The sequence below is a fragment of the Streptomyces sp. NPDC054796 genome (genome assembly GCF_053611545.1).
Window position 1 is genome coordinate 18,650 of the sequence record NZ_JBSHAO010000014.1, and the last position, 15,163, is coordinate 33,812.

Sequence of the window (15,163 nt, forward strand, 5' to 3'; positions counted from 1 at the left end):
GACGCCGGGGAAGAGGCACCGGACGGCCGGGAGCGGGAGGAGGCCGAGCCGCACGTGCGCATCCGCGCACGCGAGGGGTTTCGGGGTCCGAGGGGAGTGGCACGCCTCCCACTTCGCGTCACTTTAGTGCACTCGTCCCCTCGGTCAACCAACTGGTCAGGCGCGTCTCCGCAGGTCCCGGGCAGCCCGGTCGGGGTACCCCCGGAGCCGCCCCGGCCACTGTGGGTTACCTCACAACACGCCGTGTTGACCGTTTCGCCCCTCCCCACGGCAGGCCGTACCGGCGTCCGCCCCTTACCGTCGTATGCATGCCTATATCCGCGCCGCAGCCGCTCCCCGAGCCCCACACCAACGGTGACCGCCGCGAGGGCAGCGTCACCGACCGCCTCGTCGAGGCGAACCAGCGGTACGCCGCCGGTTTCACCGACCCGGGCATGGACGCCAGGCCCGTGCTGAAGGTCGCCGTCGTCGCCTGCATGGACGCACGGCTCGACCTGCACGAGGCGCTCGGCCTCCAGCTCGGTGACTGCCACACCATCCGCAACGCGGGCGGCGTCGTCACCGACGACATCATCCGCTCCCTCACCATCAGCCAGCGCGCGCTGGGCACGCGCTCGGTCGTACTCATCCACCACACCGGCTGCGGGCTGCTCAACCTCACCGAGGACTTCCGGCACGAGCTGGAGCTGGAGGTCGGCCAGCGCCCGTCGTGGGCCGTGGAGTCCTTCAAGGACCTGGACCAGGACGTGCGCCAGTCGATGGAGCGCGTACGGACGTCGCCGTTCCTGCCGCACACCGACGATGTGCGGGGCTTCGTCTTCGACGTGACGAGCGGGCTGCTGCGCGAGATCGACCCGGACTCAGCGCCGGAGTCCGTACCCGGGTCAGCGCCCGAGATCGCTCCGGAATCGTGACGCGAGGGCCCGTCGGCGTGAAGAATGCCTGTGGGGGCACCAATTGGGGGCGCCGACCGAACGACGGGGACGGGCCGAGGAGGGCCGGGTGACGACCTATGACGATCGAGCGAACCTCAGTGATCTGAGCACCACAGCGGAGCGGGTGCGCCGCTCGGTGGAGTCCGTGATCGAGGGAAAGCCCGAGGTCGTACGGCTCTCTCTGACCGTGCTGCTGGCGGAGGGGCATCTGCTGATCGAGGACGTGCCGGGGGTGGGCAAGACGATGCTGGCCAAGGCCCTGGCCAGATCCATCGACTGCTCGGTCCGGCGCATCCAGTTCACGCCGGACCTCCTGCCGTCGGACATCACCGGCGTGAGCGTCTTCGACCAGCAGCGCAAGGACTTCGAGTTCAAGCCGGGCGCGATCTTCGCGCAGATCGTGATCGGCGACGAGATCAACCGCGCCTCGCCCAAGACCCAGTCCGCGCTGCTGGAGTCGATGGAGGAGCGCCAGGTCACCATCGACGGGCAGACCTACACGCTGCCCGACCCCTTCATGGTCGTCGCCACCCAGAACCCGGTCGAGATGGAGGGCACCTACCCCCTCCCCGAGGCCCAGCGCGACCGCTTCATGGCGCGCGTCTCCATCGGCTATCCCAGCCCGGCTGCCGAGCTGGAGATGCTCGACGTGCACGGCGGCGCCTCCCCGCTGGACGACCTCCAGCCGGTGGCGCACGCCCACGAGATCACCAAGCTGATCGACGCGGTGCGCCACGTCCACGTCGCGGACCCGGTCAGGCGCTACGCGGTGGAGCTGGTCTCCGCCACCCGTTCGCACCCCGATCTGCGGCTGGGCGCCTCGCCGCGCGCCACGCTCCACCTGGTGCGGGCCGCGCGGGCCTCCGCCGCGCTCTCGGGCCGGGAGTACGCGCTGCCCGACGACGTACAGGCCCTCGCCGTGCCCGTGCTGGCGCACCGCCTGCTGCCCACGGCGCAGGCGCAGTTGAACCGGCGGACGGCCGAACAGGTGGTCGCGGAGATCGTGCAGCGGGTGCCGGTGCCCTCGGCCGTCGCGCCCGGACCGGGGCCGGGGCCGGGCATCGCGCCCGGCGGCCCGCCGCCCCAGGCCGTCGCGCCGGGCGGGGCGCCCGGTGCCGCGATCCCCGCGCCCCCGGACGGCTACCGTCAGCAGCAGCCCCGGAGCTACTGATGTCCGGCGGGCCCGCCGCGAGCGGCGGGACGGGGGAGGCCCGGGACGAGAACAGGGGCTCGCTGCGCACGGCGCTCGGCGGGCTCACCACCCGCGGCAGGTCCTTCCTGGCCGCGGGTGTCGCCGCCGCGGTCTGCGCGTACGTGCTGGGCCAGTCTGATCTGCTGCGGGTCGGCATGCTGCTGGCCGCGCTGCCGCTGGTGTGCGTGCTGGTGCTGTACCGCACCCGCTACCGCGTCGCGGGCTCGCGCAGGCTGAACCCCGCCCGGGTGCCCGCGCGCACCGAGGCCCGCGTCCACCTGCGCATCGACAACGTCTCCCGGCTGCCCACGGGCCTGCTGATGCTCCAGGACCGGGTGCCCTACGTGCTGGGCCCGCGCCCCCGCTTCGTGCTGGACAGGGTCGAGCCGGGCGGGCGCCGCGAGGTGTCCTACCGCGTCCGCTCCGACCTGCGCGGACGCTATCCGCTGGGGCCGCTCCAGCTGCGCCTGACCGACCCGTTCGGGATGTGCGAGCTGACGCGGTCCTTCAGCGCTTTCGACACCCTCACCGTCGTCCCGCCCGTCGAGTCGCTGCCGCCCGTGCGCCTCTCCGGCGAGACGACGGGCTACGGCGACGGACGCCAGCGCTCCCTCGCGCTCGCGGGCGAGGACGACGTGATCCCCCGCGGCTACCGCCACGGCGACGACCTGCGCCGCGTCCACTGGCGCTCCACCGCGCGCTACGGAGAGCTGATGGTGCGCCGCGAGGAGCAGCCCCAGAAGGCCCGCTGCACCGTACTGCTGGACACCAGGCGCTCCGCCTACGCGGGCTCCGGGCCCGACTCCCCCTTCGAGTGGGCCGTCTCCGGCGCCGCCTCGGTCTGCCTCCACCTGCTGGAGCGGGGCTACGCGGTACGCCTGCTCACCGACACGGGCGCGATGACCCCGGGCCCCGAGGGCGCCTCCTTCGCGGGGGACTCCTCGGACACGGCGGGGCTGCTGCTGGACACGCTGGCCATGGTGGAGCACTCGGCCGACGCGGGGCTCTCCCGCGCCTACGACATGCTGCGCGGCGGGACGGGCGGGCCCGAGGGGCTGCTGATCGCCTTCCTCGGCCGCCTGGACGAGGACCAGGCGATCACGGTGGGCCGGATGCGGCAGCGTACGAACCGCGCGGTGGCCTTCGTCTCCGGTGCTGCTGGTTCCTCCGGTTCCGGTTCCGGTTCCGGTTCCGGTTCCGGCGCCGCGGTGGACGGCGACGGTGGCCCCGGCGCCGGGCCCATGGACGCGGGCGCGGGCACGGGCTCCGACGACGAGGCGCTGCGCCTGCTGCGCGAGGCGGGCTGGAGCGCGCTGCCCGGCGGCCCGGGCACACCGCTCGCGGGACTGTGGCAGGAGGCCGACAAGGCGACGTTGAAGGGACTGGACCGATGAGTGGACGGGGACGGCTCGCCTTCTGCTCGGCGCTCGCCACCCTCGCCGCCGCGTGCGCGCTGCTGCCCCTGGTGGACCCGGCGACGTGGCTGCTCCAGGCCGCGCTGGTGGTCGCGGTGCAGAGCTGCGTGGGCGCGGCGGCGCGCCGGGTGCCGCTGGCGCGCCCGGTGACCATCGTCGTGCAGGCGGCCGTGTCGCTGGCGCTGCTGACGCTGTTCTTCGCCCGCGAGCAGGCCCTCGCGGGACTGCTGCCAGGGCCCGAGGTCTTCGTACGGTTCGGGGAACTGCTGAACGCGGGCGCCCAGGACGTGGGCCGCTTCGCCATCCCGGCGCCGGTGACCGAGGGCATACGGCTCATGCTCGTCGGCGGCGTCCTGGTGATCGGGCTGCTGGTGGACGCGCTGGCGGTGACGTACCGCAGTGCCGCGCCCGCCGGGCTGCCGCTGCTCGCGCTGTACTCCGTGGCCGCCGGGCTCGCCCAGGAGGGCGCGCGCTGGCTGTGGTTCCTGTGCGCCGCGGGCGGCTATCTGCTGCTGCTCCTGGCCGAGGGCAGGGAACGGCTGTCCCAGTGGGGCCGGATCTTCAGCGACCGCGGCAGACCGGGCACCCCCTCGTACCAGCCGGGCGCGGTGGACGGGCCCGCCGTGGCGCCCGTCCGCACGGGGCGGCGGATCGGGGCGCTGACGCTGGGCATCGCGCTGGTGGTGCCCGCGGCAATGCCGTCGCTGGGCGGCGGTCTGCTGGACGCGGCACGGGGAGGGGCCGGAGGCGCGGGCCAGAACAGCGGCGGCACCGTGTCGGCCGTGAACCCGCTGGTCGCCCTCCAGGACAGCCTCAACCAGCCCGAGGACCGCACGGCCCTCACCTACACCACCGACACCAAGAGCACGCAGGAGATGTATCTGCGCATCGTCGCCCTCGACCAGTTCGACGGCGCCGCGTGGAAGCCGTCGGAGCGGCGGATCAGCGAGGTGCCCAGCCCGCTGCCGACCCCGAAGGGGCTGGGGGCCGGGGTGGAGACGCAGCGGGTGCGCAGCTCGGTGAAGGCGGCCGACTGGTACGCGCAGAACTGGCTGCCCCTCCCCTATCCGGCCAGCCAGGTGAACATCGACGGACGCTGGCGCTTCGAGCCCGAGGGCCGCACCCTCGTCGGCGACCGCGGCCAGACGACCCGGGGTGTGCGCTATGACGTGGACAGCCTCCTCGTCCAGCCCACGGCCCGGCAGCTCGCGGAGGCGCCGAGCCCGTCGCGGTCGCTGACCCGCGAGTACACCGAGGTCCCGGACTCGCTGCCCTCCGTGGTGCACCAGACGGCCCTGCGGGTCACACAGGACTCGGCCAACGACTACGAGCGCGCGGTGAAGCTCCAGGACTGGTTCGCCTCGGACGGCGGCTTCACCTACGACACCCAGGTGCGCGCGGGCAGCGGCTCGGCCGCGATCGTGAACTTCCTGGAGCAGAAGGAGGGCTTCTGCGTCCACTTCGCCTTCTCGATGGCAGCGATGGCCCGCACCCTCGGTATCCCGGCGCGGGTCGCGGTCGGCTTCACGCCGGGTACGGCGCAGGGTGACGGCAAGATGGCCGTCGGGCTCAAGGACGCGCACGCCTGGCCCGAGCTGTACTTCGAGGGGGTCGGCTGGACGCGCTTCGAGCCGACGCCGACGCGCGGCACCGCCCCCGCGTACGCGCAGCCCGACTCCCCCGACCCCAGCGAGAACCCGGGCGAGACCCTGCCCGAGCCCGGCCGGAGCACCCAGCCGACGCCCTCTCCGTCGCAGTCGGAGTCCTGCACGGCCGAGGAGAAGCGCCTCGACCCCGAGTGCGGCCAGGCCGCCCCGGCCCAGGGCGGCGACCGCGGAGGCGACGGCTTCCCGCTCGGCACGGTGGCCCTGGTATCGGGGGCTGCGCTGCTGTTGCTGGGCCTGCCGCTGCTGCCGCTGCTGTGGCGGGTACGGGTCAGATCGAGACGCCTCGGTACCAGGGGCGGTGCCAAGGGCAGGTCAGGTGCCGGGTCCGGGGCCGGGGCTGCGGGCGGCGAGGGTGCGGAAGTGCCCGTCGACGCGTACGGCCGCTCCCCCGGCGCCGCCGTCCTGGACGCCTGGCGCGAACTCATCGACTCCGGCTGGGACTACGGCGTCGTCCCGGACGACTCGGCGACCCCGCGCAAGACCGCGGCCCGCATCGCACGCATCGGCGAGCTGGGCCCGGAGGCGGCCGAGGCCGCGCACCGGGTCTCCCTCTCCGTCGAACAGGTCCTCTACGCGCCCAGGCCGCGTCCAGGCGCGGGCGTCGTGGACGACGTCCACCTGGTGCGCGCTGGACTGCGGGACGCGGCACCGCGCGGGCTGCGGCTGCGCGCACTGCTGCTGCCCCGGTCGGCTGTTCGGGTGACCTGGGGCGTCTCACGGCGCTGGTCGGCGCTGCGGAACCGGGGGGCGGGGGCGCTGAGGGGTCTGCGGGTGCGCTTCGCGAAGTAGGCGCCGTCGCAAGGCCGGGCCCGCGGTGCGGGGTCGGCCGGGCGGCTGCTCCGTACCGGGCGGCCGGAATGCCACGGGCCCACGCCCACGAGGCGGAGACGGACAGCGGAAGGACGCGCGAAGACAGCGAAGACCGCTGACGTGCGTGCGGAACCGCAGGACCGCCGCGCTCCGGGGAGGCGGCGGTCAGAAGACGGAACCGGGGGGACCGGCGGGACCGGCCGACGGGGGCGCGGTGCCTACTGGCCGCCCTCGTCGCGACGGCGCTGCCAGCGCTCCTCGATACGGTTCATCATCGAGCGGCGGGACTTGGACGACTGACGGCGCACCTGGGGCGCGCTGCCACTGTTGCCCCCCTGGGCCGCCTCGCCCTGTCCGCCCTGTTGCTCGCCGTTCTTGGGGGCCTTGCGCCAGCCGGTGACCGCGAGCACGGCGCATCCGAGCATGACGAGGAAACCCACGACGCTGATCCAGATCTGCTGCGCGACCATACCGGCCATGAGCAGGGCGATGCCCACCAGAAAGCCTACGACCGCCTGGTACACCCGCTTGCGGGTGTACGTGCGGAGCTCACTTCCCTCAAGCGCTGTCGCGAACTTGGGATCTTCGGCGTACAGCGCTCGCTCCATCTGCTCGAGCATCCGCTGCTCGTGCTCAGAGAGCGGCACGGAGTCCTCCTACTCGTCGGTCGCGGGGGCGACCGGATGCGACCCTTCAAGGATAGGCAGGGAATCGCCCCCGTGAAACCCGCCCCTCTACGCCAATTCCTCCCACCAGGACCGAGATGCCGGACAGTGGGACGGGACAGTGCATTGGCTGCATTCCCTCACCACCTTTCCGCCATGCCGGACGGCGCTCCCTCGATCATACGGCGGGTCGCCGGTGATCGGGCGGGCTCGGGCCCACCGCGTTACCGCGGGGTCACCTCGGCCCCATCTGGCGGCTCATCACTGGTCACGCTGCTCATGAGCCTCAGCGAGCACATGCAACTGGCTGGCGACGGACTGGAAGGCGGGCAGCTCCGAGGCGGCGGCCTCCAGCCGGGCGAGCGCGTCCAGGGCGTCGGGCTCGGTGTCGACCAGGGCTCCGGGCACCAGATCGGCGAAGACCCGCACGCCGTGCACCGCCTCGATCGTGAGGCCCGTGCCGCCGACCAGCTCCGTGAGCTGCTCGGCGGTGAAGCGCCGGGGCATCGGGTCGCCCTCGCCCCAGCGGCCGTCGGGCGCGGTGAGCGCGTGCCGCGCCTCCGTGAAGTGCCCGGCCAGCGCCCGCCCGAGCACCGCGCCGCCCAGCCCGGCGGCGAGCAGGCTGAGGGTGCCGCCCTCGGGGCGCAGCGCGGCCACGGCGTTGCGCAGCCCGTCGGCCGGATCGTCCACGTACTCCAGCACGCCGTGGCACAGGACCGCGTCATAGCCGCCGCGCTCGATGACGTCGAAGAGGCCGTGTGCGTCGCCCTGCACACCGCGCACCCGCTCCGCCACCCCGGCCTCGGCGGCCCGGCGCTCCAGCGCGAACAGGGCGTTGGGGCTCGGATCGACGACGGTGACCTGATGGCCGAGCCGCGCGACGGGCACGGCGAAGTTGCCCGTGCCGCCACCGGTGTCGAGGACGTCCAGCCGCTCGCGGCCCGCGGACTTGACCCGCCGTTCGAGAGCGCCGTGCAGCACCTCCCAGACCACGGCGGTACGGAGTGATGCGCTGGGGCGGGACATGGCGGGTGCTCCTCGCGGCTCAGGTGCTGGCTGGGCCCACCCTATTGCCTCGGGCTCCCCGGCGATCCAGGCCGGGCCCACCGCGCCGCGCGCCCCTTCCCCGGGCCGCCCGGCACCGCGTCCCGCGCATCACGGGAACCCCACCCGGCTCCCCGCACCGCGCCAGCGCCGCACCGGGGCCTCACCCTGCCCGGGGCCCTGACCACAGCGCCGGGTCACGCGCGTGGGCCCGTGGAGCCAGGCTCTCGTCGACCGGGGCTATGCGGGGCTGCGGCAGCGCGGGCTGCGAGACGAGCATCCGCTCGACGAGGCGCAGGAAGACCTCCGCGTCACGGACGAGATCGTCCGCGTCCCGCCAGCTCGCCGCGCCCTGGATACCCGCCTCGGCGCGCGCCCTGCGCGGGGCGCCGGAGGCGAAGAGGGCGCTCCACTCGGAGAGTTCGGGCGCGGCCTCGGGCAGGACCTCCCAGGCGCTGCGGATGCGCTGCCTGCGCCGTGCCGTGGCCTCCGGCCTGCCGCGCACGGCGAGCACCGCGGCCGCCGTGCGGAGCGCGGCGAGGTGGGCCGTGGCATACCGCTCGTTGGGCGTCTCCATCGCCATGGCCTCGTCCAGACCGTGCTGGGCCTGCGCCAGCAGATCGAGGGCAGCGGGCGGGGCCGCGGCACGGCGGAGGACGGGGTGGACATCGTTCGGGGGCCCGTTCATGAGAACCAACCTCCTGTCGTCGTGTGACGGTTCCGATGAATCGGCCGTATGTGCACATCGTGGCGCATGCCACTGACAATCCCGCTGACCTGCACAAACACCTCACGGAGGGGGCGTGTGCCGAGGTGGCGACGCATGCGGCATACTTTGGACTGACCGGTCAGTTCAAAAATGGGAGCGATGAGTGGGAGGGGTCATGGGCGACGCGCGCGACGACGCCGGTACGGAAGCCGCCGGATCGGCGGCCGAGGCCCAGGAGCAGCCGGGGCCCGAGGCCGGGCCCGGCAGCGGGACGCCGAGGGAAGCGGAGGCGGCCACGGCCACGGGCGCGGGCGCAGGCGCAGGCCCGGACGTCGAGCAGCCCGGCACGGGCGGCGGCACGGGCACGCACCAGCCCGACACTGGCAGCGGCGCAGGCACGCACCAGCCCAGCACGGCCAGCGGCGAAGGCGCGGACCAGCCCGACACCGGCAGCGGCGCGGGCACGCACCAGCCCAGCAGCGGCAGCGGCAGCGGCAGCGGCAACGGCAACGGCAACGGCAACGGCAACGGCAACGGCAACGGCAACGGCAGCGACAAGGGTGCGGTCGCACGCGGCGGCGCCGCGCCCCGCACGCGGCGCACCAGGGCACCCCGCGGCCTCAGAGCCGCCGCCGCACGGCGCAAGGGGGCCACGCACACGGCCCCGGACCCGGGCGCGGGCACCCCGGACCCGGACCCGAGCCCCACGTCGACGGCTCCCCGTATCGGCGCGGCCGTCTCGGCCGAGGGCTTCGGGCTGGACGGGCCGCGTGGCCCCGTGTTCCAGGGGATCACCTTCGACGCGGAGCCCAACGCGCTGATCGCCGTCGAGGGCCCCTCCGGATCGGGCCGTACATGCCTGCTGCTGGCCCTCACCGGGCGGATGAAGGCCGGGCGCGGGCACGCGCGGGTCGGCAGGTACCGGCTGCCGAAGCAACTGGCCGCGGTGCGCGGGATCAGCGCGCTCGGCCCCGTGCCCGGGGTGACCGACCTCGACCCGGCGCTGACCGTCACCGAGCACCTGCGCGAGCGCGTGCTGCTCCAACGGCGCTTCGGCGGCTCGCTGCGGGCCCTGTTCCGCCCGCGCCGCGAGCGCGCCGCGGCCAGCCGCGCCCGCCTTGAGGCGGCCGTGACGGCGGCCGGGCTCGATCTGGACGCGCTGCCCAAGGGCCCGCGTACCCACGTCAGAAGCCTGGAGCGGCTGGACGCGCTGCGGCTCTCCCTCGCGCTCGCGCTCCTCGGGGAGCCCCGGCTGCTCGCCGTCGACGACACCGATCTGAAGCTCTCCGAGGAGGAGCGCGGCCAGGTGTGGGCGACGCTGCGCGCGATCGCGGAGTCCGGGACGACCGTGCTGGCCGTGTGCAGCCAGGCGCCCGAGGGCGCGGTGGTCGTCCGTACGGACGCGGCACGCGACGACGAAGCGGCCACCTGCGAAGACCACGACAGCGATAGCGACGACGGCGCGGACCGCCGGGCGAAGACGAACACGAAGCAGAAGGGAGAGGCCGCCGATGCGCTCGCCGAGGCTAGCCGCGCTTGAGCTGAAGCGGTTCGGAAGGGGCAGGCTGCCGCGCGCCGCGATGGCCGCGATGCTGCTGCTTCCGCTGCTCTACGGGGCGCTGTACCTGTGGTCCTTCTGGGACCCGTACGACCGTCTCGACAAGATCCCCGTGGCCCTGGTCAACGAGGACAAGGGGGCGCAGGCCGACGGCGAGAAGGTCGCCGCGGGCGACTCCATCGTCGAGGGCCTCCACGACAGCGACACCTTCGACTGGCGGGAGACCGACGCGGCCGACGCGCGCAAAGGCGTCGAGGACGGGCGCTACTACCTGTCCCTGACCGTGCCCTCGGACTTCAGCAAGCGGGTCGCGTCCAGTTCGGGCGACAACCCGGAGACCGGCGCACTCAAGGTCCGCGCGAACGACGCGAACAACTACATCGTCGGGCAGATCTCGCGCACCGTCTTCTCCGAGGTCAGGTCCGCCGCGTCCACCAAGGCGTCGCGCGGCTTCTACGACAAGATCTTCGTCTCCTTCTCCACCCTGCACGGCCAGACGGCGAAGGCCGCCAAGGGCGCCGACGACCTCGGCGACGGCATCGGCAAGGCGAAGAAGGGCGCGGGCGAACTGAAGGACGGGCTCGGCGACGCCAAGAACGGCAGCGGCGAGCTGAAGAGCGGCACCGCGAAGCTGCACGAGGGCTCGGGGAAGCTGAAGAAGGGCTCGGGGCAGGTCGCCGACGGTACGCAGCGGCTGGCCGACAAGGTCAACGGCGCTGCGGGCAAGGTCCGCCCGTTCCTCAAGGACCACGGTGACGAGATCGGCACCGCCGCCCGCGACGTCGCCCGTACGAGCAAGACCCTCAAGGACAACCTCGACAAGCTGCCCGGTGCGGCCCAGGAGGCCCAGACCGACTCACGGCGGGCCGCCGACACCCTCTCCACGATCTACGAAGCGCGCTGCGAGGGCGCGGTCAAGATCGATCCGGCCGCGTCCTGCCCGGAGCTGAAGAAGGCGGTCGACGCGTCGGAGACGGCGGCCGGGGTCGCCAAGGACGTCAACGGCATCGTCAAGAACCAGAAGAATCTGGAGGAGCTGGGCGACGGGCTCGACGACCTGCGGACGAAGGCGAACGACCTCGCCGAGCGCGCCCCCCACCTGGGCGACGACCTGGACTCGGCCGTCAAGCAGATCAACAGGCTCAACAAGGGCGCGCACCAGGTCTCCAAGGGCGCGGGGCAGTTGCACACGGGGCTGACCAGCGCAAAGAGCGGCGCCGCCGAGCTGGACACCGGGCTCGGCAAGCTCGACAAGGGCGCGGGCACGCTCAACGGCGGCATGTTCAAGCTCGCCGACGGCTCCAGCAAGCTCGCGGGCGGGCTGCACGACGGAGCCGGGAAGATCCCGGACTACGACAAGAAGGAGCGCGAGGACCGCACGGGCGTGATGGCCGACCCTGTGGACCTCGCCTCCGGCAAGGCGCACGCGGCACCGAACTACGGGACGGGCTTCGCCCCGTACTTCATCCCGCTCTCGCTCTGGGTCGGCGCGATGGTCGCGTACATGCTGCTCCAGCCGCTCAACAAGCGCGCGCTGGCCGCCGGGGCACCGGCCTGGCGGATCGCGCTGGCCGGGTGGCTGCCCGTCGCCGCCATCGGGGTGGCCCAGGTGGGCACGCTGATGGGCGTGCTGCACTGGGCGCTCGGGCTCGAAATGGCGCGGGGCCTGGGCACGGTGGGCTTCCTGCTGCTGGTGACGGCGTGCTTCACGTCGATCGTCCAGTTCCTCAACGCCCGCTTCGGCCCGGCCGGGCGCATCCTCGTCCTGGCGATGCTGATGCTCCAGCTCACCTCGGCAGGAGGCACGTACCCGATCCAGACCAGCCCCGGATTCTTCAACGCCCTGCACCCGTTCCTGCCCATGAGCTACGTGGTCGAGGGGCTGCGGCACCTCATCACGGGCGGCGAGCTGTGGCCGGTGTGGCGGGCGTGCGCGGTGCTGGCGGCCTTCACGGTGGGCGCCCTGGCGCTGACGGCCGTCACCGCGCGCCGCAAGCAGGTGTGGTCCCTGGACCGGCTGCACCCGGAGATCTCGCTGTGAGCGGAGAATGGGGACCATGAAGACCGGGACCGGGCCGCGCGCCCGCCGCAGCAGCAGGGACGCCACCCGCCAGAAGCTCTTCCAGGCCGCCGTCACCCTGATCGCGGAACAGGGCTTCTCTTCGACCACCGTCGAGGAGATCGCGGAGCGGGCGGGTGTGGCGAAGGGCACGGTCTACTACAACTTCGCCAGCAAGACCGTGCTCTTCGAGGAGCTGCTGCGGCACGGTGTGGAGCTGCTCACGGCCGATCTGCGGCAGGCCGCCGACACGGCCACGGAGGTGGGCGGCAGCCGGGTCGACGCGCTGGACGCGATGATCCGGGCCGGACTGGTCTTCATCGACCGCTATCCCGCCTTCACCCAGCTCTACGTAGCCGAGCTGTGGCGCACCAACAGGGCCTGGAACTCCACCTTGATGGTGGTGCGCCAGGAGGCCGTGGCGGTCGTCGAGACGGTGCTGCGGGAGGGCGTCGCCGAGGGTGAGCTGAGCGACGAGATCGACATCCCGCTGACGGCTGCGGCGCTGGTGGGGATGGTGCTGGTGGCGGCGCTGGACTGGAAGGCGTTCCAGCCCGAGCGGTCGCTGGACGATGTGCACGGCGCGCTGTCGCTGCTGCTCCAGGGGCGCGTGGGCGGCCGTCACCGGCCCTCCGCGTAAGCGCCCCCGGGGAGGGGTTGCAGCGCGCACATCGCGCACATGGAGAAGGCCGTGCCCTCGGGCACGGCCTTCTTCGTCGCACGCAGGAGCGGCCGTACGCAGTCCCGGTGGCCTCGGCCGAAGTGCCGTGGCCATGGTCGCCGGTGCCGCGTACGGCCGCTCCCGTATTTCCCCCGTGGAACCCCCGTTTTCCCCCGTTGGTCCCCCGTCGTTCCCCCGATTCCCCCGTAGGCGCCCCCCGGACGCCCCGGTCCCTATCCCTTCGGAAGAGGCCACCGCGCCGTTCCGCCGCCCCGTGTCGGCGGTGCGCCGCGGCGCCTTTTCCTTGGGGATTACTCTGCCGTTCGTCCAGGTCGGGGCCCATCCGCTGTACTACTCAACCCGCGATCTAGGTAGTCGTACCTAGGAGTGCGCCCCCGTGCCCACGGAGCGACGGCTTCCGGCTGGGCGGTGGGGCCCACGTACTCGCCGGTCGCTAGAGTCCCTGCTCATGGCACGTATTGCGGTGATCGGCGCGGGCATGGGCGCGATGGCGGCGGCGGCGCGGCTGGCCGTCGCGGGGCACCGGGTGACGGTGTACGAGCGGACGGACACGTACGGGGGCGCGCTGCGACGCCTCGTGAGGGACGGCTTCGCCTTCGACACAGGTCCTGGGCTGCTGCATCTGCCCGCCGTCTACCGCGACCTGTTCGTCAAGACGGGCAAGGAGCCGCTGGAGGCGTGCGTCGACCTCGTGCAGGTCGATCCCGCCGTCCGGCACGTGTTCGCCGACGGCACCGCCGTCTCCCTGCCGAACGCCTCCCGCGCCGGAACCGTCGACGCGCTGGACGCGGCGCTGGGCCAGGGCGCCGGGGAGCGCTGGGCCGACCTCCTGGGCCGCGCCCGCGAGGTGTGGGAGGCGACCCGGCGCCCGCTCCTGGAGGAGCCGCTGGCGGGCGAGGGCACCCCCGCGCGTGCGGCCCTCGCCAAGGACGCCTACCCGGCGCTGCGCGGCAAGGGCCTGCTGCGGCGCAGGCGGCCCACGCTCGCGGAGGCGGCGGCCGACGAGCTGCGCGACCCCCGGCTGGTCGCCCTGCTGGAGAGCCACGTGCGCGCCTACGGCCTGGACCCCGCGACGAGCCCGGCGAGCGCGACCGTGCTGCCGTACGTGGAGCACACCTTCGGCACCTGGTACGTACGCGGCGGGATGCGCGCGCTCGCCGACGCGCTGTACGCGCGCTGCGTGGCGCGCGGGGTGGAGTTCCGCTTCAGGGCCGAGGTGCGACGGGTGCGGGAGGAAGGGGGGCGCGCTGTGGGGCTGGTGCTCGGCCCTGACGGGGGCGGCGGTGAAGGGGGCCGCGAGGTGGACGCCGACGCGGTGGTCTCGGGCGGGCGGCTGCCTGAGGGCGTGCCCGGTGGTGTGCCGGGGGGCGAGGGCGCCCAGGTCGCCGCGTCCGGGACGGCCCGGCTCACCGTCCTCCTCGCGCTGCGCGGGGCCCGCCCCGAGGGGACCGCGCACCGCACCGTCGTGCACCGCGCCGACGAGCCCGCGCGGCCCCTGACGGTGCTGCGGCCCGACGATCCGGCGCTGCGGCCCGACGAGGAGCACGAGGCCGCCGTGCTGTCCGTGCCGGTTGCCCCGGCGGAGGTGCCCGACGCGGAGCGTGCGGGTGCGCTGGCCGACCGGCTGGTGGGCGCGGCCGATGCGGCCGGGCTCGGGCTGGGGGCGCGTGTGCTGTGGCGCGAGGTGCGTACGCCCCGCGACAACGAAGCGGAGACCCACGCGCCGGGCGGCCTCGTCCCCGCGCCCGCCCTGTGCGGCGCGGGCGGCGCCCTGCTCCACGCGTCGAACACCACGCCGCTCGCGGGCCTCTACCGGGTGGGCGGCTGGTCGCACCCCGGCGGCGGACTGCCGCACGCCGGCATGTCGGGCGCGCTGGTGGCGGGCCTGATCGTGGAGGGCGAGAACTGGCGGGGTTCGCGATAGCGGGTGGGACGTGGGGCGCTGCGCTGAGCTGAGCTGTTTGACGTTTCGGGGTTCCCCCTTCACGGGGGTGTTGCGCGGGACGGTTGGCCGGTGTGGTGAGCGCCGTAGGGTCCCGCGCTGATTTTTGTGCCCCTTGTGTGGCGGGGCGGCGTCGTGTGGCTTGGCGCCGTTCTTCGGGTGCGGGTCGGTGGCTTCGGCGCGGCGTGTGGTTGCGGTGCGGTGCGGCTGGCGCCGCGTGGTTCTTGGCCTCTGCCGGTGGCCGTGTGGGGTTGCTGTGTGGTGGGGGTCGGTGCCGCGCCGGGGTGTCTCCTCGGGCGGCGACAAGTGCGGGTCTCGTTTACGGGTTTCCCCCGGCACTCGTCGCCACCACTTGCGGGGACACCCCACCACGTCCCCTCCCACCCGGTGGCCAACAGCAGGTCGGTGCCCCCTGAGCTTGTTCCCATGCTGTGGGCCCGCACCTGGCGGTACGGGCCCAGCCACCCCTGTTGTGGGCAGGCGTC

11 protein-coding genes are annotated in these 15,163 nt (G+C 73.8%); 8 read left to right on the forward strand and 3 right to left on the reverse strand.

What is annotated here, in order from left to right; all coding sequences use genetic code 11:
- Positions 1-308 precede the first annotated feature (308 nt).
- The 4 genes from ACWGJ2_RS14245 (at position 309) to ACWGJ2_RS14260 (ending at position 5,998) form a co-directional block, all read left to right on the forward strand.
- Entirely contained in the window at positions 309-914 is a 606-nt protein-coding gene (locus ACWGJ2_RS14245; protein ID WP_453346356.1) for a beta-class carbonic anhydrase, read from the forward strand.
- Between the two features lie 88 nt (positions 915-1,002).
- On the forward strand, positions 1,003-2,106 hold the full coding sequence (locus ACWGJ2_RS14250; protein WP_453346357.1) for an AAA family ATPase: 1,104 nt from the start codon (positions 1,003-1,005) through the stop codon (positions 2,104-2,106).
- Positions 2,106-3,521: a DUF58 domain-containing protein gene (locus ACWGJ2_RS14255; protein WP_453346358.1), complete on the forward strand. Its 1,416-nt coding sequence runs from the start codon at positions 2,106-2,108 to the stop codon at positions 3,519-3,521. Before ACWGJ2_RS14250 ends, ACWGJ2_RS14255 begins: the two co-directional genes overlap by 1 nt.
- Entirely contained in the window at positions 3,518-5,998 is a 2,481-nt protein-coding gene (locus tag ACWGJ2_RS14260; protein ID WP_453346359.1) for a transglutaminase TgpA family protein, read from the forward strand. Before ACWGJ2_RS14255 ends, ACWGJ2_RS14260 begins: the two co-directional genes overlap by 4 nt.
- A gap of 239 nt (positions 5,999-6,237) precedes the next feature.
- Here the strand turns inward: ACWGJ2_RS14260 and ACWGJ2_RS14265 are convergent, their stop codons facing one another.
- The 3 genes from ACWGJ2_RS14265 to ACWGJ2_RS14275 all read right to left on the reverse strand — a co-directional run bounded on the left by ACWGJ2_RS14265 (position 6,238) and on the right by ACWGJ2_RS14275 (position 8,416).
- A complete protein-coding gene (locus ACWGJ2_RS14265) occupies positions 6,238-6,666 on the reverse strand; it encodes a DUF3040 domain-containing protein (RefSeq protein WP_453346360.1) in 429 nt (142 codons plus the stop codon).
- Positions 6,667-6,945: 279 nt separating this feature from the next.
- Complete coding sequence (locus ACWGJ2_RS14270; protein ID WP_453346361.1) at positions 6,946-7,710, reverse strand: methyltransferase; 765 nt, start codon at positions 7,708-7,710, stop codon at positions 6,946-6,948.
- Positions 7,711-7,891: 181 nt separating this feature from the next.
- Positions 7,892-8,416 (reverse strand): SAV_6107 family HEPN domain-containing protein, encoded by a 525-nt coding sequence (locus ACWGJ2_RS14275; protein ID WP_453346362.1) that lies wholly within the window; start codon positions 8,414-8,416, stop codon positions 7,892-7,894.
- Between the two features lie 745 nt (positions 8,417-9,161).
- On the opposite strand from ACWGJ2_RS14275, the gene ACWGJ2_RS14280 reads away from it, so the two are divergent.
- From ACWGJ2_RS14280 to ACWGJ2_RS14295, 4 genes are all read left to right on the forward strand, one after another.
- On the forward strand, positions 9,162-9,977 hold the full coding sequence (locus ACWGJ2_RS14280) for an ATP-binding cassette domain-containing protein (RefSeq protein ID WP_453346486.1): 816 nt from the start codon (positions 9,162-9,164) through the stop codon (positions 9,975-9,977).
- On the forward strand, positions 9,949-12,036 hold the full coding sequence (locus ACWGJ2_RS14285; protein ID WP_453346363.1) for a YhgE/Pip family protein: 2,088 nt from the start codon (positions 9,949-9,951) through the stop codon (positions 12,034-12,036). Before ACWGJ2_RS14280 ends, ACWGJ2_RS14285 begins: the two co-directional genes overlap by 29 nt.
- Positions 12,037-12,052: 16 nt before the next feature.
- Entirely contained in the window at positions 12,053-12,694 is a 642-nt protein-coding gene (locus ACWGJ2_RS14290; RefSeq protein WP_453346364.1) for a TetR/AcrR family transcriptional regulator, read from the forward strand.
- Positions 12,695-13,184: 490 nt separating this feature from the next.
- Complete coding sequence (locus ACWGJ2_RS14295) at positions 13,185-14,660, forward strand: phytoene desaturase family protein (RefSeq protein WP_453346365.1); 1,476 nt, start codon at positions 13,185-13,187, stop codon at positions 14,658-14,660.
- Positions 14,661-15,163 lie beyond the last annotated feature (503 nt).